This window comes from Niveispirillum lacus, from assembly GCF_002251795.1.
In the GTDB taxonomy this organism is placed as follows: domain Bacteria; phylum Pseudomonadota; class Alphaproteobacteria; order Azospirillales; family Azospirillaceae; genus Niveispirillum; species Niveispirillum lacus.
Window position 1 is genome coordinate 189,101 of the sequence record NZ_NOXU01000031.1, and the last position, 23,859, is coordinate 212,959.

A 23,859-nucleotide genomic window follows, 5' to 3' on the forward strand; every position below is an offset into this window, starting at 1 on the left:
TTCATGCTTATTGAACATTCGTGCAAGAGCGCTGATGCTCTGTCAATGACAAGAAGCAGCCCAGCTTGACAGGCTTTGTAGACGACAGGTTGTAAAACTGCATGATAAACAGGTCCCCCGAGGAGAAGGAGGATAGGCATGGTCGCCCGCGTTCCGAAATTTTCGCGCATCCAGCCAGAAATGCGGCGAGAGGAACTGGTGGATGCGACATTGCGCTGTCTGGCACAGCATGGTCATGCCGGTGTTTCGGTCCGCAAGATCGCCGCCGCCGCCGGGGTCTCTATCGGTCTGATCAACCATTATTATCCGAGCGTCGACCAGTTGATCAGCCATGCCTATGAGAAACTGTCGGGAGGTATCGCGGCCCATTTGATGGAAGTGTCGGCGGGCGGTGCCACTCCCCGCGAGAGCCTGTCGCTGTTCATCCGCGAAAGTTTCGGCCCTGGTATCTTCGATCCACCCATGCTGGGCGTGTGGGTCGTGTTCTGGAGCATGGTGCGTCATTCTGCCGATATGCAGGCGGTACAGCAGCGCACCTATGCCCAGTACCGTCAGGTGCTCGAACGGTATCTGGGTGATCTGGCCGGGGACAGCGGGCTGCCGCCGGTGAACATCCAGGCTGCCGCCACGGCCCTGAATGCTCTGTTGGACGGGCTGTGGCTGACTTGGTGCCTGAATCCAAAAGATTTCAGCGTGGAGGAGGGCATTGCCATGTGCGAAGGCTGGGTGGATGCCTTTGCCGCCGGGGCCTTTGCGGCCCGGCTCAACATTCCGGGACGTTGACGGCGAGCCCGCCCAGCGAGGTTTCCTTATAGTGCTCGCTCATGTCTGCCCCGGTCCGTCGCATGGTTTCGATGACGCGGTCCAGTGACACATGATGCGACCCGTCCCCCATCATGGCCAAGCGTGAGGCATCCACCGCCTTGATGGCGCCCATAGCGTTGCGTTCGATACAGGGGATCTGAACAAGCCCACCGATTGGGTCGCAGGTCAGGCCCAGATTGTGTTCCATGCCGATCTCGGCTGCATTCTCGATCTGGGCAGCGCTCCCCCCCAGGGCGGCGACAAGGGCGCCAGCGGCCATGGAGCAGGCCACACCTACCTCTCCCTGACATCCTACTTCGGCAGCAGAGATGCTGGCATTGCGCTTGTACAGCCCGCCAATGGCGGCGGCCGTCAGCAGGAACCGGTGACGGCCCTCCCGCGTGCCGTTGCAAAACCGATCATAATAACGCAGCACCGCTGGCACAACGCCCGCAGCCCCGTTGGTGGGCGACGTGACGACCTTGCCTCCGGCCGCATTCTCCTCATTGACGGCAAGCGCCCAGAGGTTGATCCAGTCCAGCACTGAGAGGGGGTCCGTCAGCATACGTTCTTGTCGGGCGACGAGGTCACGATGCAGGCGCCCGGCCCGCCGCTTCACCTTCAACCCGCCGGGCAGTACTCCATCCTGGCGGATACCGCGATTGATGCAGGACTCCATGGCATCCCAAATCGCATCCAGGCCGGCGCGCACTTCGGCCTCCGTCCGAGTGGCGCATTCATTGGCCAGGATGATGTCGGGGATGGACAGGCCGGTGATGGCGGCGATGGCCAGCAGCCCATCGGCAGTTTCGTAGTAATGCGGGGGTGGGGTAGGGCCGCTGTCGCCGCCCTGGTTCAGCCGCGCCTCATCCTCATCCAGCACGAAGCCGCCGCCAATCGAGTAATAGGTGCGGGCGGCGACCAGAGTGCCCTCAGCGTCGAAGGCCCGCAGCGTCATGCCGTTGGGGTGAAAGGGCAAGCGCTCCGATCCCCGCCATTCGATATCATGGGCGGGATCGAATGCGATTTCCCGAATGCCGCCCAGAGGCAGGCGGTGATCGGTTGCGACGCTGGCAACCAGGGACTCTGCCGCGTCGGGATTGACGTCGGCGGGTTGATGTCCCGCCAGGCCAGTGATGACGGCGCTGTCGGTGGCATGGCCGCGCCCGGTCAGAGCCAGCGAGGCGTACAGCGTAATGGTCACACGGTCGGTATGCGCCAGCCACCCGGTTTCGCCCAGTCGGGCGGCGAAGCGGAAGGCGGCTGTCATCGGTCCCATCGTGTGGGAACTGCTGGGTCCGACACCGATCTTGAACAGGTCGAAAACGCTGATGGTCATGGTATTCCTCGCCCGCCCGGTGAGGGGCAGGGGTCCATGCCCCATCCGTATTCTTGCCTGAGAGCTTCGCCACCGCACACCCTGTGCAGATGGTTTTCTCCTCCGGCGGGGCGGGTGCCGGGGACCGGTCACACGCCCACTCTTCGGATATCGTCAGCCCCATGCGGTTCGGGTGCCTGAGAGATTCCGGGGCGGTTGCTCCTTCGGCGGCGGCCTTGTGCCGCGCTCTCCCGCATGGGTGTTGTGTGATCTGGCCCGAAGCAGGCGTGCCGGTCAAGCCTGTTACCGGTCCCGGCCCAATGATCCGTACTGACCATCGGACCAGGGTCACCATCCGGTGACGCGCGGAACAACCAGGGCCAGGATCATGCCGCGCATGCTCATGCGGTTCGCGTCTCCCTGGCTTTGCGGGCTCGCTTCCAGAACAGGTCCATAAAGCAGAGGGCGCTGGCAATGCTAGTGGCCACAGCAGCACGAGCGCGAACCGGATAGGTTGGAGTGTAGCTGCGTCTAAATTTTCTCTCCAATTGCATATCGGCCTGTGATATTGGTTGAAGAAGGAATCCATATGTAGTGGATATGTAATGAAAAGAACGGATCCGTTAAATAGGAATGGCCATTGCCATTATTTTCGAAATAGTCCTTTAAAAATAGGGGGCGCGTTTGATGTATTATTTAATGTTTAGCTTTGTAGAATAAACATTCCTGGAAAACCAGAGGAATGCCGATGAAATTTTTATGGCTTTCGCTGTTTGTATTTATTGGTGGGGTGGCGATCTTTGGGAATGCTTCGGCAGAAGAATTGCCACCTTCAACAGATGATCAATTTCCATCATTGATGTCGGATCGGTTGTTTGAGAGCGTAGAGCGGAGCACAAAAAAGTTATTCATTGAAAAAAATGGCGAGGAAGAGTATATTCTTATCGAATTTTCGAATGATGATAAGAAAATCCTCATTGAGCGAGAAGTTGTAATTAGTGTGTTACAGTCCTGTCGTTTCTCAGACGACAAGCGGATGGCAGAACGTGCACGTCAACAAGCATCCTCTGCAGGATGGACTCAGCGGCAGCTTAGTTACTTCCAATCTTTGCAAACGGCCTTTGGAAAGGTCTCTTGGGGCTTGCGGGTGTTAATGCCGTGTAAGGAAAAAATGAGAGTGCCCTTCAAAAATAGATATGACAGCTTAAATAGCCAAATCATGAGCATTGGCAGAGGGCACGTGCAGTGACCGAGGCAACATCAAAGTCTAAGCGATTTTCGTTTGGAAGATCATTTTGGGTCAAAATTGGGATTTTTGCAACCAAACTAGTGATTATCTGTTTAGTTGTTGCCTATCTCGTAGGCAGTCGTACGGATGCTGATTATGAAACCGCATCTGTGACGCGCGATAAGTTGGCCTTGAGTGTTTCTGCACTCGGGGTGCTGGAGCCTACGTCGCGTGTAGAGGTGGGTGTTGAAGTATCCGGTCTGGTGCGGACGGTTCTGGTGGATGTCAATGATCCCGTAAAGGACGGACAGACCCTGGCCCGGCTGGATATAGAGCAGTTCGAAATCCAGCGGGAGCAAGCGGTCGCCAATCAGCTCATCGCCGAGGGGGAACTGGCTGACGCCGAGGCGTCATTGCGGGAGACAAAATCCCGCTACGACCGGATGGCACAGCTGCGCCGCCAGGGCCATGTGGCGCAGCAGGACCTGGAGACTGTCAAGGCGGCTCTGGATAAGGCACAGGCCCGCGTAACATCGGCTGAGGGCCGTGTTCGCTTGGCCAAGGCGGCTATCCAATCTGAAAAGCTTCGGATTAACCGGGCGGCCATCCTGTCGCCGATTGATGGTTTCGTCCTGGAGCGGCGCGTGCAGCCCGGTCAGACCGTCACCTCGACTTTTCAGACACCCGTCCTGTTCGTTCTGGCCCGCGACCTGGCAGAGATGTATCTGCGGGCGGAAATCTCTGAAGCGGATATTGGGCGCGTCGCCGTGGGACAGAAGGCGACCTTCAAGGTCGATTCACATCCTGACCGTGTGTTTGAGGCGACGATCTGGCGCGTCGTGAACTCGCCAAGCGGCCGCAGCAATCTGGTGACCTATGAAGCAACGCTGATGGTGAGCAATCATGATCTGGCCTTGCGGCCTGGCATGACAGCTTCTGTTGATATCGTCACCGACACGCTTAACAACGTAGTGACAGTTCCCAATGAGGCCCTTGGGTTCAGGCCGCCGGGAAAGCAAGGTGAGGCCGTGGCGGCCGCCGCTCGCGGTCGAACGGCGCTGGTCTGGATACCTGTTGCAGATGGCGAGCCTGTTTCCCGGCCGGTTGTCCTCGGTCCCACGGATGGATTTCGGACCGCCATTCTTTCTGGTCTGACGCCGGAAGAAGTCCCCTCTGTCATTGTCGCCGCGAAGCGGCAATGACCATGGGCATCGCTTTTCGGCTCAATGCTGTAATACGCCAATATGGTGTCGGCGATGCCGCCGTTCGTGCCCTCAACGATGTGTCGTTGGAAATCAATCAGGGCGAGGTTGTTGCCCTTGTCGGCGCCAGCGGCTCTGGGAAGTCGACAGCCCTCAATCTTCTGGGATGTCTTGACACCCCGACCAGCGGCAGTGTGGAGATCCTTGGTCAGTCCCTGACAGGGCTGAGGCCGGACAAGCTGGCGGCTGTCCGGCGGGACCATATCGGATTTGTCTTCCAGAGCTTTAGTTTGCTGCCGCGCGTGACGGCGCTGGAAAATGTGGCATTGCCCCTGGCCTATCGCGGGGTTGGCGCATCTGAGCGCCGGGAACGCGCCATGGCGGCACTGGCAGCGGTTGGGTTAGAACAACGTTATGGTCATACGCCATCACAGTTGTCCGGCGGACAGCAGCAACGGGTTGCGATCGCCCGCGCGCTGGTCACGCAGCCGCCCATTCTTCTGGCGGATGAACCCACGGGAAATCTCGACTCCGTGCGAAGCCAGGAAATCGTGGAACTGTAATTCGGCATGGCCCAAGAGGCGGGGCGTACGCTTGTCATGGTGACGCATGACCCCGCCATTGCTGCCAGGGCGCCGCGCCGCATCCGGTTCGCTGATGGTCGGATCATCGAGGATCAATGACCTTGAACGACACGCTGTATCTCACGGCCTTTCGGCAGCTTTTGGCCTTCCCCTTACGGACAACCCTGACGGCGCTTGGCGTCGTGATCGGAACAATGTCGGTCATTATCATCACGGTGCTGGGTGATGGCCTGTCGGCGGCGATCGATGATGAACTGGGCGGATTGGGTTTCCAGTTTCTGTCCGTGACACCGGGGGAGCAGGCCAGGGCAGGGGTTATTGATGATGCGCGGCCATTCGACATGCAGGATGTTGACGCCTTGCGGCGGCAGATACCCGGCGTCGCCAGCGTATCGCCGTTATTGTCCCGCCGCCTTTTTGTCACCGTCAGGGGGGAAGCCCGCCGTGTCACCGTTTCGGGCGTAGGGCCGGAGTTCTTTCGCCAACGTCGTTTCGATCTGGCAAGCGGCCGGCTGTTCGACTCATCTGACCTTTCCCGCAGCCTCCCGCTCTGCGTGGTGTCGGAGGATTTTCTTTCCGGTGATGATGACGATGTTCCTGTGCCAACAGGGCTGGAAATCAGAATTGATCGTGCAGTCTGCCACGTTGTCGGGGTCACGAAGAAACAGAGCGTGATTGGCATGGCGGCAGGGAAGGACACGATCTATGTGCCTTTGCCGTTCATGCAGTCGCGGATCGCCGGTGATCGCACGGTCAGTCTGATCCAGATCGAGGCACGTGCCGATTTCCCTGCGGAAGCCGTTATAAAAGATGTTCAGATGCTTCTGCGTGAGCGCCGCAATATCCGTGGCGAAGGACAGGATTTCCGTATTGAGGACATGAATGACATGCGGCAAACCCTGTCGCGTATCACCACCTTGTTGACGGCGACGCTGGGGAGCGTGGCTCTGGTCAGCTTGCTTGTCGGCGGCATCGGTATCATGAATATCATGCTGGTATCAGTGACGGAGCGTACCCGGGAAATCGGCATAAGATTGGCCATTGGTGCCATGCCAAGCCAGATTCTGGTTCAATTCATGATCGAAGCCATGATGTTAGCGATCATAGGGGGGCTATCGGGGGCCGTTATCGGCTTGGCGATCTCCGCCATCGGGTGCGCGGCACTGGGCGTGCCTTTCATTGTCAACTATCAGACCGTTGCCTTGACGGTGGCATTCACAGCGTTGGTGGGCCTGTTCTTTGGCATTCTGCCCGCCCGACGCGCCGCCAGCATGATGCCTGCCGTGGCGCTCCGGCAAGAGTAGCTATCAGAGCCCACATGGCCTTAAATGGAAAAAGCCCCGGTTCGAGATCATCGAACCGAGGCTTTTAACTGGTCGGAGTGAGAGGATTCGAACCTCCGGCCTCTGCCTCCCGAAAGCAGCGCTCTACCAGGCTGAGCTACACTCCGTCACGCTTTCCGCAACCAACCGCCAGGGCTGTCGTTTGCGTGGGCGGCTGTATAGCGTCATCGAACGGCCCATGCAAGCCCTAGATGATGTTTAGCCCGCCTCGTCCGCCCGCATGGCAGCATCGCGCCTGCCGGTCGGTCCGAGCGATATGAAAATGGCCGGAGGGCGAACCCTTCCGGCCTTATCATTTGCCCAGTAATTCGCAGTTTTCGACAGGTCAAAAGCCGCGGATGCGATGCCGGCGCTGGATGGCCTGAATAGCGCTCAGTAATCCCGGTCGACCACGAATTCCAGCACGTCCAGCAGCGCCCGCTTCACGGGGCTGGCGGGGAACAGGCCCAGCGCGTCGCGCGCCACCGACACGTAATGGCGGGCGCGCTCCACACTGTCATGCAGGGCATTATGCTTGGCCATCAGGGCGATGGCCCGTTCCAGGTCGCCGTCGCCCTGGTCCAGGTCCTCCATGGTGCGGCGCCAGAAGGCCCGTTCCTCATCATCGCCGCGACGGAAGGCCAGCACGATGGGTAGGGTGATCTTACCCTCGCGGAAATCATCGCCGATATTCTTGCCCAGCCGCGCCTGTGCCGCCGAATAGTCCAGCACATCATCGACCAGTTGGAAGGCGATACCCAGATTCATGCCGTAAGAGCGCAGCGCATCCTCCTCGGTGGCCGGCCGGCCGGCGACGACGGCGCCAATACGGCAGGCGGCCGCGAACAGTTCCGCTGTCTTGGCCTTGATGACCTCCAGATAGGCTTCCTCACTGGTTGCCGTATCGTTCTGGGTGATCAGTTGCAGCACCTCGCCTTCGGAGATGACCGCGGATGCGTTTGACAGAATGCGCAACACATCCAGCGACCCTGCCTCAACCATCACCTGGAAGGCGCGGGAGAACAGGAAATCACCAACCAGAACAGAGGATTTGTTCCCGAAGACCGCATTGGCGCTGGCCTGTCCGCGCCGCAGGTCGCTTTCATCCACCACGTCATCATGCAGCAAAGTGGCTGTATGGATGAACTCTACGCAGGCTGCCAGCGGCTTGTGCGTTTCGCCCTGGTAACCGCACAACTTAGCAGCGGCCAGCGTCAGCACAGGGCGCAACCGCTTGCCGCCGCTGGCAATCAGATAGCCCGCCAGTTGCGGGATGAGGGCGACCGGCGATTGCATGCGATTGACAATAATGTCGTTCACATCGGCCAGATCCTCGGCTACCAGGGCAACCAGAGTATCGAGCGCATTGGTGTCCGGCTTCCGGCGCTTGGGATCAAGGGTGGTCACGGTGGCCACGGGTCAAGGCTCCATAGCGAGAAGGCGGCATGGTGATAAGCCCGGTTGACGGGCCCGAGGATTGCGGGGGAGCATAGCGGGGAAGGCTGGCGGGTCAAGGCCCAGGCGCGCCCGCGCGGGGCATGCCGGCCTTGAAACTCATAGAGATGGACCAGCCCGTGCAGCCCGTGATCCGCAGTAACGACCCGGTTGAGCTGAGTTTTGCCCAATCCGTCCTGTTCGATGCGGGGATACATTGTGTCCTTCTGGATCAGCATATGTCCGTACTGGAAGGCAGTATCGGCGCCATTCCCCGTCGGCTTTGCGTGGCGGATGACGATCTGGATGCCGCGCGGTCCCTGTTGCGCAATGCTGGATTAGGGGTGACCGCGTGACAGATTGCGGGGAAATCGATCGCACAAGCCTGCTTGGTGGGCGCGTCACTTTGTTCCAGCCGGTCACAGGGTATCGTGCGGCCATTGACCCGGTGCTTCTGGCGGCATCCGTGCCCGCGCGGATCGGGGAACGTGTTTTAGAACTGGGGTGCGGGACAGGGGCAGCGTTGTTGTGTCTGGCAGCACGATTGCCCGGCCTGGACGTTACCGGCCTGGAAATACAGCCCATGGCTGCCGACCTTGCCCGGCGGTCGGCGGCAGAGAGCGGGCTTAGTACCAATGTCCGCGTTCTGGAGGGCGACGTCGCGGCGATGCAAACGGAACTGTACCCCAACAGCTTCGATCATGTGATGAGCAATCCGCCATACTGGCCGGCCGGTCGCCACACGCCGTCGCCCAATACCCACAAAGCCCTCAGCCATGGGGATGCAGCGGGTGACCTGGATGTGTTTGTGCAGGCCGCCCTGCGTCTTCTGAAGAGTCGGGGCCGGCTGACGGTGATCTTCCCAGCCGAACGGTTGGACTATCTTCTGTCACGCCTGACCGGCCGGTTCGGCGATATCCGCATCCTGCCGCTCTGGCCGCGTTCAGGGGTGCCGGCAAAGCGGGTCATCGTCACCGGCCGGCGCGACGCCAAGGGGCCGCTCGTGCTGTTGCCAGGTCTGGTCCTGCATCAGGATGGGCAGGGATATACGCCCGCAGTGGAAGCCATCCTGCGGGATGCCGCCGCATTGCCGGTCTGATCATCGCCCCTTCGTCAACCGACCAGAACCCCGCCTTGCAGCTTTGCAATGGTCGGACCTACCGCTGGCGCTATGTCGTCCCCATCTCCGGCAAGGGGACACGGATGAAGGGTGATGAGATATGCTGCGACGGTTGAAAAGACTTGCCGGATTGCCAGTGTCGCCCCTTGTTTCGGTGCTGCGTCTTTCCGGGGTGATCGGTGGTGGCCGGCGGGGGCTGTCTCTGGAAACGCTGGAGGGCCATATTGCCGAGGCATTCGCGCCGTCGGGCCTTGCGGCCGTGGCACTGTCGATCAACTCGCCCGGCGGTTCACCGGTGCAGTCGGCCTTGATCGCTAGACGTATCCGGGCGCTGGCGGCGGAAAAATCCGTACCGGTTCTCGCCTTTGTTGAGGATGTCGCTGCCAGTGGGGGCTATTGGCTGGCCTGCGCGGCCGATGAGATCACGGCACATGGCTGCTCGATCATCGGTTCGATCGGCGTGGTTTCTGCTGGTTTCGGCTTTACCGGTTTGATCGAGAAGTTGGGGGTGGATCGCCGGGTCCATACGTCCGGCGCTTCAAAATCCATGCTGGACCCGTTCCAGGTGGAAAAGCCCGCAGAGGTCGCGCATCTGCAAAGCCTTCAGGCGGAGATGCATGAGGCATTCAAGCAATGGATCCGTGAGCGTCGCGGGGGGCGGTTGGCCGCCCCGGAGGCGGAATTGTTTGACGGGGCCTTCTGGGCCGGTCAGCAATCATTGACGCTGGGATTGATTGACCGGCTGGGCGATATGCGCAGCACCTTGCGGGAACGGTTTGGTGAAAATGTCATCATTCGTCTGGTTAACCCGCCGCGCGGACCGGGGTTGGGCCGGCTTATCGGCCTGGATGCCGGATCAATCACGGATGGGGTGATCGACAGCCTGTCTGAACGGGCGATCTTCGCGCGGTTTGGCATGTGATTTCACTTGCCCCGCCCGCCAGCTTTCCCCAATTGTGACGCTCATGATATCCTTGTCCAAAATTATCACCCTGGTCGGTATTCTGGCCATCGTCTGGTTCGCGTTCCGTCTGCTGGGTAAGGTCCAGCGGCAGCGAGCGGAGTCGTTACGCCGTCATGGCGGGGTCAAGGCGAACCCCAAGGGCGGCCCCCGTGCCCGTGAAAAGACCGACGCCGCCGACACGCAGGAAATGGCGAAATGTTCTGTCTGTGGTGTCTATGTGGCCGCTGGCAGCGGCCGTTGCGGCACACCGGGATGCCCACGCTGACCTGTTTTCGGGACAGGCGCCGCCGAACCTGCGCCGGCCTCATCCGCCCCTAGGCGCCAGCGTGGGGAAACGATAAGATAAGCGGACCATGACGCACGCTTCCGACACAAATGCCGGCCACACGGATATCCGGGCGGGCGACTGGATCGACCGGCACTTGCCGGTGGCATGGCGCCCTTATGCGCGACTGGCGCGACTTGATCGGCCCATTGGCACATGGTTGCTGCTGTTGCCCTGTTGGTGGTCTATTGCATTGGCAGCACCGGCGGGGGGCTGGCCGGACCTTTGGCTGATGCTGCTGTTCGGGATCGGTGCTGTCATTCTGCGCGGTGCCGGGTGCACCCTGAATGACATTCTGGACCGTGAACTGGACGCACGGGTAGCGCGCACGAAGGTGCGTCCGATCCCCAGTGGCCAGGTTACGGTAAAGCAGGCCATGCTTTTCCTGGTGGCCCAATTGCTGGCGGGATTTCTCATCCTGATCCAGCTCAACATGTTTGCGATTCTTCTGGGTGCGGCATCGCTGCTGCTGGTGTGTGCCTATCCGCTGATGAAACGCATCACCTGGTGGCCCCAGGCTTTCCTCGGCCTCACCTTCAACTGGGGCGCGTTGCTGGGCTGGGCGGCTGTACGGGACGAACTCGGCTGGCAGCCGATCCTACTCTATATCGGAGGTATCCTGTGGACGCTGGGCTATGACACAATCTATGCCCATCAGGATCGGGAAGATGATGCCCATGTCGGGATCAAGTCCACAGCCTTGCTGTTCGGTAATGATTCGCGGCGTTGGGTTGGCGGCTTTTATGCCGGGGCCTTTGTTTTCTGGCTGCTGGCGCTAGAACCGACAGGCATGTTCTGGGGCATTATGGTTCCGCTGCTGGTGACCGGCGCCTTGATGGTGATGCAGGTGCGAGGCTGGGACATGAATGATCCTGCGGATAGCTTGGCGACCTTCAAAGCGGCTCGATTTGTGGGCATGGCCCTGCTGGTCGCGATCATCGTGGGTATCGCCAGTCTTCCGTCAGCCTCGAACGGCGGCGGCGGCGTTGCGCCAGGTGGTCATCGCGGCCTGCCCAAACCCTATATGCAGCAACCAATGCTGCAGATGGCCGATCTTGCCACCGCCATCAGCCGCCGCTGATCCGGAAGCCTTCATCCGTGCCCATACGGCCCCGGGCCCTGTGCCGTTGCGCCCGGATATCATCTTGTGGCAGGCCACGGAGATCACGCCGATCTGGCACGCCACGGCCGATTGGCTGGAACACCATGCTGTTCCACCCCCTTTTTGGGCCTTTCCCTGGGCCGGCGGACAGGCAATCTCGCGGCTGATCGCCGACGAGCCCTCGCTAGTGGCCGGCAAGAGGGTTGTGGATTTTGCCGCCGGTTCTGGCTTGATCGCCATTGCCGCTGCGAAGGCTGGGGCAGCGCAGGTCACGGCATTGGATATTGATCCGTTTGCCGGTGCGGCAACGTTGTTGAATGCAGCGCTCAACAAGGTAAGGGTTCGCACCCTAGTTGCGGATATGATCGGACAGAAACTGCCCGGAACCGATATCATTCTCGCTGGCGATGTTTGTTACGAACAGGCTTTCGCCGAAGCGGCGTTGGCATGGTTTCGTGACCTGGCGCGTGCCGGGATCACGGTTCTGGTCGGCGATCCCGGTCGTGCCTATTTGCCATCGCAGGGTTTGTGTCGGTTGGCCAGTTACGATGTGCCAACCAGCCTGGAACTGGAGGATAGGGACGTCCGCCACACGGATGTCTGGCGAGTGCCGATGGATTGATGGGGGGCGCGACGGGCTGCCCGCTTGACCAAGCGCCCCCCGGCACCGATGTTGAGGCGCAACCCGATACCGGAATCTCCAAAGGCCCATCATGCCCTATGCCTCGCTGCGCGACTTCATGGCCCGCCTGGAACAGGAAGGACGACTGGTGCGGGTCAGAGAACCCGTTTCCACTGTGCTGGAAATGACGGAAATCCACACGAGACTGCTGGCGGAGAAGGGGCCGGCGGTGCTGTTCGAGAATGTCATTCGTGAGGACGGAACGCGCAGTCCCATGCCCGTCCTTATCAACCTGTTCGGCACCGTGGAGCGTGTAGCCTGGGGCATGGACCGGGAGCCGCACGAGTTGCGCCAAGTCGGCGAGACGCTGGCCTTTCTGAAGCAGCCAGAGCCACCGCGCGGCCTGAAGGAAGCCTTTCAGTTGCTGCCACTGGCCAAACAGGTGATGGCGATGCGGCCCGGCACCGTTTCGAAAGCGCCGTGTCAGGAGGTGGTGCTGAAGGGGGACGATGTGGATTTGTCGATCCTACCTATCCAGTCCTGTTGGCCCGGCGAACCGGCCCCGTTGATCACCTGGCCCCTGATTGTCACCAAGGGGCCGTCTGACAGTCGGGAGGATAACTTTAACCTTGGCATCTACCGCATGCAGCGCTTGGGCCGCAATAAGACCATCATGCGGTGGCTCAAGCATCGTGGCGGCGCACAACATCATCAACGCTGGAAACAGTCAGGCAAGCGGGAGCCGTTGCCCGCCGCTGCTGTGCTGGGTGCCGATCCGGGCACCATCCTGGCTGCTGTGACGCCGGTGCCGGATACCCTGTCAGAGTATCAATTCGCGGGGCTTCTGCGCGGCAAAAAGGTGGATCTGGTCGAATGCAAGACCGTGCCGCTGAAGGTGCCGGCGACGGCCGAAATCGTGCTGGAAGGGTATGTCAGCCTGGACGAATATGCCGATGAAGGACCCTATGGTGACCATACTGGCTATTACAATTCGGTTGAGCCGTTCCCGGTCTTCACTGTCACTGCCATTACCATGCGCCGTGACCCGATCTACCTTTCCACCTTCACTGGACGCCCGCCGGACGAACCCAGCGTGCTGGGCGAAGGTCTAAACGAGGTATTCATTCCGCTCTTGCAGCAGCAGTTCCCAGAGATCGTAGATTTCTGGCTCCCCCCGGAAGGTTGTTCCTACCGGATTGCCGTTGTTTCGATGCGGAAGGCTTATCCGGGCCATGCCAAGCGCGTGATGATGGGCGTCTGGTCGTTCCTGCGTCAGTTCATGTACACGAAATGGGTGATCGTGGTTGATGACGACATCAATGCACGTGACTGGAAAGATGTAATGTGGGCTGTCAGTACCCGCATGGACCCGGTGCGCGATATCACCATGATCGAGGGCACACCAATTGACTACCTGGACTTTGCCAGTCCGGAGTCTGGCCTGGGCGGCAAGGTCGGCATGGACGCCACCAACAAGCTGCCCCCCGAAACCCATCGCGAGTGGGGCGAAAAGCTGTTCATGGATCAGTCTGTTGTGGATAAGGTAAGCCAGATGTGGAGCCGTCTGGGCCTTCCAGGCAGCGGTAAACCCATTTGGCGAGGCTAGGGCAGGGCAGGCCGCAGGCGGCCTGGAGCGTCTGACATACGCGAGGTCGTTGGTCTTCGGATAACCCCCGTTACAAGGGATGTTACGCGAGATGATCCTGCCCATGACGGCAGTACGGTCTTTGTGTGTGCTGCGGTCATCAGGTTCGTGTGAGATTTCATGACGCGGGTGACAGAGGTGAATAGTTACAGGCGAACCTGTTGAACTTGTCGTCTTCTGTACCGCGACGGAAAAATGTATAGTCGCCTGGGCACATCCGAATGCGGGCGAGCCGTCGTGGGTTCGTCTTGCATAGCGCTATCGGGCGCATGGACGGCTTGATTTGGGCGGGACTGATCGGGTCCTTGCCGGGACTGGAATGATGGTGTCATCGGGAAGGGTCCGTTTGGAAAGACAAGGCGTGTGGGGCGCTGACCGTCCCCGGCTTTCCCTGATCTGGACGCTTACATTTCTCCTGGTGCTTTTCCTGGCATCGTCTGTATCGGCAGCCGAACTGCGGATCGGGGCCCCCGATTTGCCGCGTAGTCCTGACCCCCATTATGGTCTCAATTGGGGTGATCGGCTCTATTACAACCAGGTCTATGAGGGGCTGGCTGAAACCGACGGCCACACGAAGGTCCTGCCGGCCCTGGCTGAAAGTTGGGAACGGACAGATGATGGCTGGCTGTTCAGGCTGCGCAGAGATGTCCGGTTCCAGAATGGCCGCCCGCTGACGACCCGCGATGTGATTTTCAGCCTGTGCCGGGCCCGTAATCTGCCGGATGCCCCCCGCACCTTTGCCAAGGCTTTGGGCAATGTCGGGGCGTTGACGCCGCTTGATTCCCATCACTTGTTGGTCCGGTTGTTGGACGGTGACCAACGGTTCCCGCTGGGCGTTGCCACCATACCTGTGGTGTCGGCCCCCGTCGGTGCGCAGTGGCGGTTTGCATCACCAGACTGCGAGGGGACTGGACATATTGACAGCGCTGCCTTTGCCGATCCGAGCTTGCGGGCCGGTACAGGTCCCTATCAGATGACGGAGTTCACAACCGACCGTGTGGTCCTGTCTCGCAATCCCAACCATCGTGACAATCGTCAACCCTGGGCGCAGGTTGAATTGCTGCGATTGACCGAGAGCGGGCTGATCCGTGGCATTCTCGATCGGTCCGTCGATATCGTCTATGCCCCGCCTCTGGCCGCAATGGAGTTCGTGGATGCGAAGGGTGGGGTGAATTTTCATCTGATGTCATCGACATCCATCACCTTTCTTCAGTTCAACTGGCGGACCCCAGCACCGTCCCCCCTTCAGGATGTGCGGGTGCGCGAGGCGATCCGCCGTGCCATCCCGCGCGATGTGTTGTCACGCCGCTTCATGCCCGGTTTGGTGACCCCTGCCGGTCAGGTGGCCCTGCCCGGTGCCCCTGACCGGTCGCCCAGCATTCCCGATGATGAATATGACCCTACGGCGGCACGGCGCCTTTTGGCCGAGGCAGGTTATCCCGAAGGGATCAGTATCCGTATGCTGGCCAGCCCATCACAGTATAAGGTGGCCAAAATTCTCGCCTTGTTCCTGACCAAGGCCGGTATCACCACCGACGTCCGGGAGGATACGGCGGATCAGGTCGTCGCTCGGCGTCGGGCCGGTGACTATGACCTCTATTGTTTGGGCCGCATCTACAACGCCGCCGACATGCCTGAGACGTTACACACGCTGCTAGGTGGACCGGGGGCCGGTCTGTTGGCTGGGGACCGGAACTACGGCGGTTATGCCGACCTCGCGTTCGATCGGCTGGTGGCCGATGCCCGTGCTGCCCGCACGGAGAGAGCCCGCGACATGCTGGTGCGCAAGGCGGCTGAGCGTGCCTATGCCAATGTGGCCTGGATACCGGTTTTCCATACAAAGAGCGCCTGGATTACGCAGTCGCGGGTACGTATGCAGCCCCGTCTTGACCGCTCGCTGCGCTTGAACGAAATCAGCCTCGTCGAAACGGCGGGATCGCTGTAACGGTCACCATCCGGTGAAGCCCCGGGACCCTTTTGTCCTTGTCAACGGGGTGTGGGGTTATTCTTCGACTGGATTGGCGGCGGTGATACCGCGGAATCCCATGGCCACCAGGTATGTCTCGCTGCTGTCTTGCCGGCTGGCAGCGGGTTTGGCATGGCGAACGCTGGCGAAGTCCTTCTTCATCTGGGCCAGCAATTCACGCTCGGCCCCGCCCTGGAACAGCTTGCAGATGAAGGTGCCGCCCGGAGCCAGCACTTCAACTGCAAATTGATAGGCCATTTCGGCAAGGCCGGCGATACGCAGATGATCGGTCTGGGTATGGCCAGTGGTGTTAGCGGCCATGTCCGACATCACAATATCCGCTGGTCCCTGCAGCAGAGCCTTCAGACGGGACGGTGCTTCCGGGATGGTGAAATCCATCTGGAAGGTGGTGGCGCCGGGTACCGGTTCCATCTCCAGCAGGTCGATGCCGATCACCTGTCCGGTACCGCCCTTGTCCGATTTCGATTTCTCCACGGCGATCTGGGTCCAGCCGCCGGGGGCGGCCCCCAGATCCACGATGCGCTGCCCACGTTTCAAGAAACCGAATTTCTCATCCAGTTGCAGCAGTTTAAAGGCGGCGCGGCTGCGAAAACCGCGCTTCTTGGCTTCAGCGACATAGGGATCGTTCAACTGTCGTTCCAACCAGCGGGCCGACGACACCGATCGCCGCTTGGCGGTCTTCACGCGCACAGCCTGATTGCGGCCGGTGGGGATGTTGCCGGAGGACTTGGTCATGGGGAAACGCCATCAAACGATAAGGAAGATCAAGCGGGTAACATCGCTGTACTGGCAGGCGCTGACAAGCGGCGGCTGGTCAACCCAGCTAGCCGCGTCGCCGCCGGTGCCGGGCCGCAGCGGCCAGTTCACACAGGATACCCTCCCGCACACCCCGGTCAGCGATTCGTAACTGCGGCACTGGCCATTGCCGCCAGATTGCATCCAGGATGGCACAGCCCGCCACCACCAGGTCGGCCCGGTCGCGGCCAACGCAGGGCTGTCCGGCCCGACCGATATAGTCCAAGCCTAGCAACGTCTCCGAAATGGATCGCGCCTTGTCCCGATCCAGGAAGGCGCCATCAACACGGCTGCGGTCGTAGCGGGCCAGCCCCATCTGGATGCCGGCCAGGGTGGTCACAGTGCCGGACGCGCCCAACATCTGGACCCGCCCCTCCGCCACGGCCTTGGTGATGGAATTGCGGGTGTCAAAATCCCCCAACCTGTCGGCTACCCTGTCCATCATCCGCTGATAGTCATGTGGGCAGACCCGGTCGCCGCCATAGGTCTCCGTTAAGTTCACCACTCCCAACGGCACCGAGATCTGGTCGATGACACGCGGGCGGCCCCGCACCAACTCGGTCCAGATCAGTTCTGTCGACCCACCGCCAATATCAAAAACCAGCGCATAAGGGATGGTGGCATCCAGCAGCGGGGCGACACCGGCCAAGGCCAGGCGGGCTTCTTCCTTTGGGCTGATGATCTCAATCGACAGGCCGGTTTCGTCCTGCACCCGGTTCAGGAATTCCTCGCAATTATCGGCACGGCGGCAGGCTTCGGTCCCCACGGCGCGCAGATGGCTGACGCCCCGCCGCTCCATCTTGGACCGGCAGACCTTAAGGGCCTGGACCGTTCGCAGCATGGCATCGTCACACAGCCGGTCGCTGCGTGTCAGCCCCTCACCCAAGCGGACGATGCGGGAAAAGGCGTCAATGACCCGGAAGCCCTCGCGGCAGGGTTTGGCGATCAGCAGACGACAATTGTTCGTCCCCAAATCCAGGGCGGCCAGCACCGGTACGCGATTGACGCAGGCAGTGTCGGCCGTGGGGATTTCCGCCCCACCTGGCGCCGGGTCCACCCCGGTTCTGCCTGCCGCACCATTATCCACGTCGCCTGATCCCTTATGCTTGCCGCTTTCCGCCCTGCAACGGATAGGGGTGATATTCAATACACCGTCACCCTATCGTAACCGATGCCCGCCCGCCCGCAAGCGCCGTTCAAGCAGCCCTTCCTTGACCTCCAGTGGACAGGGCAGGGAGCATGGGCATGCACCCTCTTATGCATTTTTATGTGAAGAAAGGGGTTCACAACCCCGGAACCCGATGCTATAAGCCCGCCCACCCCGACGGAAGACGCGGTCCACACCGCGAAATGCCGGATCGGATGGGGGATCGTCTAACGGTAGGACAGCGGACTCTGACTCCGCCAGTCTAGGTTCGAATCCTAGTCCCCCAGCCACCTTTCAAAGGCGCCCGACTTGGTCGAGGCGCTTTTTTATTGTCTGCGCTCAGCTTGAAAAATAGGGAGCGGACCCCGTCGATCCGCCCCCTGCGAGCGACCCCGCCTCAGCCGCAGGGTCTGCTTTACAGTGCCTCACCCGCCGGCGCCGCTTCCGCGGCCGGGCTTACGTGGCACGTACCGCGCGACGGCGGTCGCCGCCATAGCCAGCTCTGCCCGTCCGGCTTCGCTGTCTTTACTCCGCCGCCGCCAGGAAACCGCCCGACTGCCGGTGCCAAAGCTGGGCGTACCGCCCCCCCAAGGTCAGCAGTTCATGATGGCTGCCTTCCTCCACCACCTGACCACCTTCCAGATACAGAATACGGTCCATTTCCGTGATGGTGGACAGGCGGTGGGCGATGGCGATCACGGTGCGGCCTTCCATCAGGGTCCACAGCGCCTCCTGGATCAGATGCTCCGACTCGCTGTCCAGCGCACTGGTTGCCTCGTCGAGGACCAGGATAGGGCTATCCTTCAACAGGGCGCGGGCAATGGCGACCCGCTGCCTTTCGCCGCCCGACAGCTTTACGCCTTGCTCCCCCACGATCGTGTCGTAGCCGGTCGGACGCTTCATAATGAACTCATCCGCATGGGCCTTCACGGCGGCGGCGCGGATTTCGTCCAGGCTGGCGCCCGGCTTGCCATAGGCGATGTTCTCCCCCACCGTGCGATGGAATACGCCCGGCTGCTGCGGCACCTCTGCCACCGCCTCGTTCAGGCTTTGCAGCGTGACATGGGCGATGTCCTGGCCGTCGATCAGCACGCGCCCATATTGCGGGTCATACTGCCGACGGATCAGCTTAACGAGCGTACTTTTGCCGGCACCTGAGCGGCCGACCAGACCCACCTTCTCCCCTGGTTTCACGGTCAGGTTCAGGCCGTTAAAGACCTTGGTCCCATCAGCAAAGCTGAAATGCACCTCCCGCAGCTCAATCCCGCCGGCCCGCACGCGCAGCGGCGGGGCGCCCACCGTGTCGGTGATTTCATGCGGGGCCGACACCAGATCCAGCGCCTCTGACAGCGTGCCCAGTTCCTCAAAAAAGGACAGCATGCGATCCGACAGGTGCCAGACGGTGTTGGAGATCTGAAATGCCAGGGTGAAGACCAGAGTAAATTCCCCGATGCTCATCCCGCCCGCCATAGTGCGGTCGATCGCCACCCAGACCAGGGCCCCCAGCAGGGCCACGATGGACAGCATCTGGAACAGGCGCATCACGACCAGGAACCAGCGCAGCCGGCGGGACCGAAACCGTTCCTCATTGATGTAATGACCCAGGAAGGAACGTTCGAACAGGGTGCGGGCGAAGCCGCGGATCAGGTCGGCATTGGTAATGGCATCGATGATGCGGCCCGAAGAACTGGAGACCGCCGCGCTCATCGTTTCGGACAGGGTAAAGCAATGCCGGGCCAGCCAGCCGGAGACCGCGACATAGACCAGCATCCATCCCGCCAGCACGGCAGAGAAGACCGGTGAGGCCGTCCAGAGCAGGGCCAGTGCCACCGTCAGCAGCACCAAGACCCGGATCACATCCCACATCAGGATTTCGATCACGCCCAGAACGGCGTTGGCGCCCTGCTTGACCTTCTGCCCCAGCTTGCCCGCGAAATTATCCTGAAAATAGCGGGGGCTGTGGCCCAGCAACCAGGAGAACATGCGCTTCTGCGCCAAAGCCCGGATGGAGGGCGAGGTGTAGATATCGACGATCTGATAGACGCGGTACATGCCCATGCTGCCCAGCCAGATGGCCAGCAGCATGACAAACCAGCCCATCACGCCCAGTCCCAACACATCATTGGCGGGCGCCCCACCGGTCGCCTGAGTCAAAGCATCGACCACGGCCTTCAGGGCATAAGGCTCAAACGCTTCAATCCCCTGACCGATGACAACGGCCAGCATCATCAGGGTCAGACGGCCGGCAAATTTCTCGCGCACCAATCCCCAGATGAAGGTAAAGGGCTTTGGCGACAAGGGCTTTGGCGGCTCCTGATCCTCCCAGGCGAAATCCTGGTCCTGACGCTCCAGACTATCAATACGCACCGCGCGCATCCCGGCGCGCAACATGGCGGCAAACATCTTCCACCCCATCTCCGGCGCCGGGCTCTCCCTGCACCGCACAATACATCCGATATCGGAAGTGATGCGGTATGGTTAGGATTCTGTCAACGGGGAAAAAACTTTCCCGACGCATCAAATGGGCTTGGGCGTCGGGGCCTGTCGGGCAGGGGCTGGAGGGCGCTGAGGGGTGTGAAACACCCTGGAACGAAGTGTTCCCGCTATTTCGGAGGTGCGGGGGTGGCAGCTCCGAAAGAACGGCGTTCATGCAACACCATGAAACAGAAACAAGGGGGGTGTTTCAGCAGAGACCGTCCGTCCCAATGATCGGATCGACGGCTGGTCCTTTATCGCCAACGTGGCCATGCCGATCTGTCCCCCACAACCGCGATGGGCCAAAGCCCGCAGGTCGCCCCGGAGGATGGTGGGCATGATGACAAAGGCATGAAGGGGGTGTTGATTGTACAAGTCTAGCAGGGTGCAGCCGGAAAGTCAGCAATTGCCGGTATCCCCGTGACCCTTCGCCCCCGTAACGGCCGCGTGCTGGTTACTGGTCCACGGCGGCTTCGGCATAGGCCTCGGCTGGGCGTTGGGGGGTGTAGTAGTAGCCGGATTCCATCTTTTCCCGCTCCGCATGGGCGGCGATGCGGTCGATGATGGGCAGGGACCAGGCGGCCGCCAGCAGGCCCGTCCATAAGGCCACGACCATGACGCGATCGGCCATTTTTTTGGCCCTGGCGCCAGTTTTTGGGCTGCTGGCAGTGACGCTGGACATTTTTGCCTCCATGACCTCCTGGTACGCCCAGGCGGTGCATCAACTATGCCAATCATTCTTTGCCGGCTTCTTAACGGGCGGGTGCCCGACCGGCGGCAAGGCTGTGACATTGTTGGGGCAGAATCCGCTGAAAGAAAAAAAGGCCGCCCGGTTGGGGCGGCCCGAAGTGGGGTGACAAGAAGAGAGAGAACCGTCGCCGTCCCCACCCGTGCCGGCGGGGACGAAACGGGTCCACCGGGCTCACTTGGCCGGGCAGACGGCGTTGCCCGGATCGGCGTCCAGCTTCAGATCGGTGACCGTCAGGCCCAGCCGACCCTCGGTGCTGATCACCACGGGTGCTTCGATGGTCGCCATCCGCGCCCCAGCGGCGGCGAAGCATTTCAGGGAAATCTTGGTGGTCTGGAAGCTGCCCGGCTTGGCGTCGGTCAGGATCTTGGTTAGGTCCAGATCGGCGCGGCAATCAGGGCCGCAGACCATGGAGAGCATGGCCTTGCCTGTCGGGGCCTGATCCACGCGGTAGCGCAGCGACAGGGTGACATCACCGTTCGACTGCCGCGACAGATCGACCGCACGGCCGGAAATAATGAACGACCCACGGCCCGTCCCGTTCCAGGTCAGTTGTTTGGCATCTTCCTGGGCGGCCACATCGACCGACTTCAGGTCCACGACTTTGCCAGGGCTGGTGCCCGTGGTGGTGGTGACGCGCAGGTCGCCCACCTGATCGGCGATGGCCAGCGACCAAGGAGCAGGAGCGCCGCCACGACGGAAGAACACGCCGGTGGAAGACCCGGAGCCGGGGGGAACGCCACTATTCTCTGACAGGGCCGCCAGATCACCCTTGTCTTTGTATGTCAGGCCATAGCCATAGGCGAACAGGGGGTCATAATTGGCATCACCCCGGTTCAGCGGCGTCTGCACGGCGGTCTTGGGCCAGGAGAAGGAGAGTTTGCCGTTGAAGTCATACTTCACCTTGCCGTCCGCACCCTTGAACAGGACGTCGGCGACACCATTGCCTTCGCTGCCCGGCAACCAGGCGGCGACGAAGGCATCGGAGGCGTTGATCTCCGGGTTCACCCACATGGGTCGGCCCGACAGGAAGACGGCAACGGTGGGGATGCCCTGCGCCTTCAGTTTCTTCAGCAAGGCCAAGTCGGACTTGTCGCCCGGCTGATATTCCAGCGTCTCCACATCGCCCTGGAATTCGGCATAGGGTTCCTCGCCAAACACCACGATGGCGACATCGGGCTTGTCCTTGAAGACCCCCGCCTTGTCATAGGTGACGGCGCCGCCGGCCGCACCCACCGCTTCCTTGATACCGTCCAGAATGCTGGTGGCACCGGGGAATTCATCGTTGCGGTTGCCGGTCCCCTGCCAGGAGATGGTCCAGCCGCCCGCCTGCTTGCCGATATTGTCGGCCCCGTCACCGGCAACCAGCACCTTGGCCTTGGGCGACAGCGGCAGGATATTGTTCTGATTCTTCAGCAGGACCAGCGATTTGCGCACCGCTTCCCGCCCGACGGCACGGTTTTCAGCGCTGCCCAAGGTGGAGATCGCAGGGACATCCTTGCGGTCCTTCGGTGCCGGCTTGTCGAACAGGCCGGCATGGAACTTCACACGCAGGATACGCCGCACAGCATCGTCCAGGCGGGCCATCGGGATGGTCCCGTCCTTCACCTGTGCCAGCGTATTCTTGTACAGCAGTTCCCAACTGTCGGACGCCATATACATGTCCAGACCCGCGATCAGCGAGGTCGGGCAGTTGAACTTGGTACAGCCCGGCACCTGATCATGGGCATTCCAGTCACCAACGATGAAGCCGTTGAAGCCCATCCGCCCCTTCAGCACATCGGTCATCAACTGCTTGTTGCCGTGATGCTTGATGCCCTGCCAGGAGCTGAAGGAGGTCATGATGGTCAGCACACCGGCATCAATGGCGGGCGGATAGCCAGCATTGTGCAGGCGGATCAGTTCTTCCTCCGTGATCTTGGCGTCGCCCTGGTCACGCCCGCCATCGGTGCCGCCATCGGCCAGGAAATGCTTGGCAGTGGCCACCGTGCGGCCCGGCTTCATCCAGTCCTTGGAGCCGATGACACCCTGAATCCCTTCCACCACAGCACCGGCATAGGCGGCCACGATCTCCGGATCCTCGGAGAAACCTTCGTAGGAACGGCCCCAGCGATCATCGCGCACCACCGACAGGGCCGGCGCGAAGGTCCAGTCGATGCCGGTGGCGGCCATCTCGCGCGCCGTGACCTCGCCCGTACGCCGCAACAGATCGCGGTCGCGGGTGGCGCCCAATCCAATATTGTGCGGGAAGATGGTCGCCGAGCCGATATTGCCGTGACCATGGACCGCGTCAACGCCGAAAATCACGGGAATCTGTACCCGGCCCGGCTTCTTTTCCATGGAAACCCGGTAGAATTCATCCGCAAGGTCCAGCCAGGCCTGCGCAGAGGCACGGTCATCGCCGCCGGGACCGGAATTACCACCCGCCAAGATTGATCCCAGCGGGTATTTGCGCAGATCTTCGGGCTTAATCGTGGAAATATCGCCCTGAATGGTCTGGCCGACCTTCTCTTCCAGGCTCATCTGCGCCATCAGCGCATCAATCTTTTTCTCAATCGCCGGATCGATCAGGCGCGGAGTCTGGGCAGCGGGCCATTTCTCTGGATGCAGGGTCTGCGCTGGTGTTGCCGGACTGTTCGCGGACAGGGCCACGCCCGCAGGCAGGGTGCCCAGCAGGGCAATCGCGCTGACAAGGCCAAAGGCGCGGGTCAGGCGCGCGGTTCGCTTCGACATCACTCTAGCATCCTCCCAATCTGCGTTCGTTGTCGCGCCGAAGCCGGAAAAGGCGGTCCTTGGCGCGTTTTGTATCTGACATCGTTGTCAGATGAAATGACATCAACCTCACGGGCTGTCAACGCCCAACTCGTAGAATTTTTCGGATTGCCTGACCATTGCCGGCGCGGAAGCCCGCAAAAGGATGGACACCGAATATGTCAACGCTGTCAGTGCTGCTGTCCCATGGGCATCCGGAAGGTCGGATCGCCCTGGAACGGGTTACCGCTACCACAAAACCGCCATCGTGTGCAAAGCGTTAGCG

General features: G+C 61.0%; 20 protein-coding genes, 2 tRNA genes and 1 riboswitch. Of the genes, 14 read left to right on the plus strand and 8 right to left on the minus strand.

From position 1 onward, the window contains the following. The first annotated feature begins 138 nt into the window (after nucleotides 1-138). Nucleotides 139-783: a TetR/AcrR family transcriptional regulator gene (locus tag CHU95_RS16665; protein ID WP_094457472.1), complete on the plus strand. Its 645-nt coding sequence runs from the start codon at nucleotides 139-141 to the stop codon at nucleotides 781-783. On the opposite strand, the gene CHU95_RS16670 is transcribed toward CHU95_RS16665, so the two are convergent. Continuing rightward, complete coding sequence (locus tag CHU95_RS16670; protein WP_094457473.1) at nucleotides 764-2,143, minus strand: L-serine ammonia-lyase; 1,380 nt, start codon at nucleotides 2,141-2,143, stop codon at nucleotides 764-766. The genes CHU95_RS16665 and CHU95_RS16670 overlap by 20 nt on opposite strands. A gap of 154 nt (nucleotides 2,144-2,297) precedes the next feature. Further along, nucleotides 2,298-2,386, minus strand: a riboswitch (glycine riboswitch). 478 nt (nucleotides 2,387-2,864) lie between these two features. Here CHU95_RS16670 and CHU95_RS16675 point away from each other — a divergent pair. The 4 genes from CHU95_RS16675 (at nucleotide 2,865) to CHU95_RS16690 (ending at nucleotide 6,440) form a co-directional block, all read left to right on the plus strand. Continuing rightward, nucleotides 2,865-3,371 (plus strand): hypothetical protein, encoded by a 507-nt coding sequence (locus CHU95_RS16675; RefSeq protein ID WP_094457474.1) that lies wholly within the window; start codon nucleotides 2,865-2,867, stop codon nucleotides 3,369-3,371. Continuing rightward, nucleotides 3,368-4,552 carry an efflux RND transporter periplasmic adaptor subunit gene (locus tag CHU95_RS16680; protein ID WP_094457475.1) on the plus strand — a complete coding sequence of 395 codons (1,185 nt, stop codon included), beginning with the start codon at nucleotides 3,368-3,370 and terminating at the stop codon, nucleotides 4,550-4,552. The genes CHU95_RS16675 and CHU95_RS16680 overlap by 4 nt, the downstream gene beginning before the upstream one ends. After that, a complete protein-coding gene (locus CHU95_RS16685) occupies nucleotides 4,549-5,115 on the plus strand; it encodes an ABC transporter ATP-binding protein (protein ID WP_245838351.1) in 567 nt (188 codons plus the stop codon). The genes CHU95_RS16680 and CHU95_RS16685 overlap by 4 nt, the downstream gene beginning before the upstream one ends. 122 nt (nucleotides 5,116-5,237) lie before the next feature. Next, nucleotides 5,238-6,440 (plus strand): ABC transporter permease, encoded by a 1,203-nt coding sequence (locus tag CHU95_RS16690; RefSeq protein ID WP_165772231.1) that lies wholly within the window; start codon nucleotides 5,238-5,240, stop codon nucleotides 6,438-6,440. Nucleotides 6,441-6,509: 69 nt separating this feature from the next. Here CHU95_RS16690 and CHU95_RS16695 read toward each other — a convergent pair. Together CHU95_RS16695 and CHU95_RS16700 are read right to left on the minus strand one after the other, a co-directional pair. Then, nucleotides 6,510-6,586, minus strand: a tRNA-Pro gene (locus CHU95_RS16695). A 265-nt stretch (nucleotides 6,587-6,851) separates the two neighbouring features. Further along, nucleotides 6,852-7,874, minus strand: coding sequence for a polyprenyl synthetase family protein (locus CHU95_RS16700; RefSeq protein ID WP_094457477.1), 1,023 nt, complete (start codon nucleotides 7,872-7,874; stop codon nucleotides 6,852-6,854). 158 nt (nucleotides 7,875-8,032) lie between these two features. Between CHU95_RS16700 and CHU95_RS16705 the strand changes: the two genes are divergently transcribed. The 8 genes from CHU95_RS16705 to CHU95_RS16740 all read left to right on the plus strand — a co-directional run bounded on the left by CHU95_RS16705 (nucleotide 8,033) and on the right by CHU95_RS16740 (nucleotide 15,615). After that, on the plus strand, nucleotides 8,033-8,248 hold the full coding sequence (locus CHU95_RS16705) for a putative signal transducing protein (protein WP_094457950.1): 216 nt from the start codon (nucleotides 8,033-8,035) through the stop codon (nucleotides 8,246-8,248). Continuing rightward, complete coding sequence (locus tag CHU95_RS16710) at nucleotides 8,245-8,991, plus strand: tRNA1(Val) (adenine(37)-N6)-methyltransferase (RefSeq protein ID WP_094457478.1); 747 nt, start codon at nucleotides 8,245-8,247, stop codon at nucleotides 8,989-8,991. The genes CHU95_RS16705 and CHU95_RS16710 overlap by 4 nt, the downstream gene beginning before the upstream one ends. A gap of 157 nt (nucleotides 8,992-9,148) precedes the next feature. Beyond that, entirely contained in the window at nucleotides 9,149-9,934 is a 786-nt protein-coding gene (locus tag CHU95_RS16715) for a S49 family peptidase (RefSeq protein ID WP_245838353.1), read from the plus strand. Nucleotides 9,935-9,986: 52 nt separating this feature from the next. Beyond that, a complete protein-coding gene (locus CHU95_RS16720) occupies nucleotides 9,987-10,241 on the plus strand; it encodes a hypothetical protein (RefSeq protein ID WP_133065552.1) in 255 nt (84 codons plus the stop codon). Nucleotides 10,242-10,329: 88 nt separating this feature from the next. Then, nucleotides 10,330-11,382, plus strand: a complete 1,053-nt coding sequence (gene ubiA, locus CHU95_RS16725) for a 4-hydroxybenzoate octaprenyltransferase (protein ID WP_094457481.1) — start codon at nucleotides 10,330-10,332, stop codon at nucleotides 11,380-11,382. Next, complete coding sequence (locus CHU95_RS16730) at nucleotides 11,357-12,025, plus strand: class I SAM-dependent methyltransferase (protein ID WP_165772212.1); 669 nt, start codon at nucleotides 11,357-11,359, stop codon at nucleotides 12,023-12,025. The genes ubiA and CHU95_RS16730 overlap by 26 nt, the downstream gene beginning before the upstream one ends. A 91-nt stretch (nucleotides 12,026-12,116) precedes the next feature. Next, nucleotides 12,117-13,631: a UbiD family decarboxylase gene (locus CHU95_RS16735; protein ID WP_094457483.1), complete on the plus strand. Its 1,515-nt coding sequence runs from the start codon at nucleotides 12,117-12,119 to the stop codon at nucleotides 13,629-13,631. A 514-nt stretch (nucleotides 13,632-14,145) separates the two neighbouring features. After that, nucleotides 14,146-15,615: an ABC transporter substrate-binding protein gene (locus tag CHU95_RS16740; protein ID WP_165772232.1), complete on the plus strand. Its 1,470-nt coding sequence runs from the start codon at nucleotides 14,146-14,148 to the stop codon at nucleotides 15,613-15,615. Between the two features lie 57 nt (nucleotides 15,616-15,672). On the opposite strand, the gene CHU95_RS16745 is transcribed toward CHU95_RS16740, so the two are convergent. Together CHU95_RS16745 and CHU95_RS16750 are read right to left on the minus strand one after the other, a co-directional pair. After that, nucleotides 15,673-16,392: an RlmE family RNA methyltransferase gene (locus tag CHU95_RS16745; RefSeq protein WP_094457485.1), complete on the minus strand. Its 720-nt coding sequence runs from the start codon at nucleotides 16,390-16,392 to the stop codon at nucleotides 15,673-15,675. Between the two features lie 88 nt (nucleotides 16,393-16,480). Next, nucleotides 16,481-17,599 (minus strand): Ppx/GppA phosphatase family protein, encoded by a 1,119-nt coding sequence (locus tag CHU95_RS16750; RefSeq protein ID WP_245838355.1) that lies wholly within the window; start codon nucleotides 17,597-17,599, stop codon nucleotides 16,481-16,483. A 216-nt stretch (nucleotides 17,600-17,815) separates the two neighbouring features. Between CHU95_RS16750 and CHU95_RS16755 the strand changes: the two genes are divergently transcribed. Next, a tRNA-Gln gene (locus CHU95_RS16755) sits at nucleotides 17,816-17,889 on the plus strand. Between the two features lie 235 nt (nucleotides 17,890-18,124). Here CHU95_RS16755 and CHU95_RS16760 read toward each other — a convergent pair. The 3 genes from CHU95_RS16760 to CHU95_RS16770 all read right to left on the minus strand — a co-directional run bounded on the left by CHU95_RS16760 (nucleotide 18,125) and on the right by CHU95_RS16770 (nucleotide 23,555). Then, nucleotides 18,125-20,002, minus strand: coding sequence for an ABC transporter ATP-binding protein (locus CHU95_RS16760; protein ID WP_165772233.1), 1,878 nt, complete (start codon nucleotides 20,000-20,002; stop codon nucleotides 18,125-18,127). 526 nt (nucleotides 20,003-20,528) lie between these two features. Continuing rightward, the gene (locus CHU95_RS22145; RefSeq protein ID WP_133065553.1) at nucleotides 20,529-20,756 is read right to left on the minus strand and encodes a hypothetical protein; all 228 of its coding nucleotides are present in this window, start codon (nucleotides 20,754-20,756) and stop codon (nucleotides 20,529-20,531) included. Nucleotides 20,757-20,996: 240 nt separating this feature from the next. Continuing rightward, nucleotides 20,997-23,555, minus strand: a complete 2,559-nt coding sequence (locus CHU95_RS16770) for a glycoside hydrolase family 3 protein (RefSeq protein WP_094457488.1) — start codon at nucleotides 23,553-23,555, stop codon at nucleotides 20,997-20,999. Between the last annotated feature and the right edge of the window lie 304 nt (nucleotides 23,556-23,859).

Bases quoted from the DNA above. Each gene is read 5' to 3' on its own strand.
- CHU95_RS16670 (WP_094457473.1), bottom strand. From the start codon at position 2,143: ATGACCATCAGCGTTTTCGACCTGTTCAAGATCGGTGTCGGACCCAGC.
- CHU95_RS16770 (WP_094457488.1), bottom strand. From the start codon at position 23,555: ATGTCGAAGCGAACCGCGCGCCTGACCCGCGCCTTTGGCCTTGTCAGC.
- CHU95_RS16685 (WP_245838351.1), top strand. From the start codon at position 4,549: ATGACCATGGGCATCGCTTTTCGGCTCAATGCTGTAATACGCCAATAT.
- CHU95_RS16760 (WP_165772233.1), bottom strand. From the start codon at position 20,002: ATGTTTGCCGCCATGTTGCGCGCCGGGATGCGCGCGGTGCGTATTGAT.
- CHU95_RS16665 (WP_094457472.1), top strand. From the start codon at position 139: ATGGTCGCCCGCGTTCCGAAATTTTCGCGCATCCAGCCAGAAATGCGG.
- CHU95_RS16735 (WP_094457483.1), top strand. From the start codon at position 12,117: ATGCCCTATGCCTCGCTGCGCGACTTCATGGCCCGCCTGGAACAGGAA.
- CHU95_RS16675 (WP_094457474.1), top strand. From the start codon at position 2,865: ATGCCGATGAAATTTTTATGGCTTTCGCTGTTTGTATTTATTGGTGGG.
- CHU95_RS16745 (WP_094457485.1), bottom strand. From the start codon at position 16,392: ATGACCAAGTCCTCCGGCAACATCCCCACCGGCCGCAATCAGGCTGTG.
- CHU95_RS22145 (WP_133065553.1), bottom strand. From the start codon at position 20,756: ATGTCCAGCGTCACTGCCAGCAGCCCAAAAACTGGCGCCAGGGCCAAA.
- ubiA (WP_094457481.1), top strand. From the start codon at position 10,330: ATGACGCACGCTTCCGACACAAATGCCGGCCACACGGATATCCGGGCG.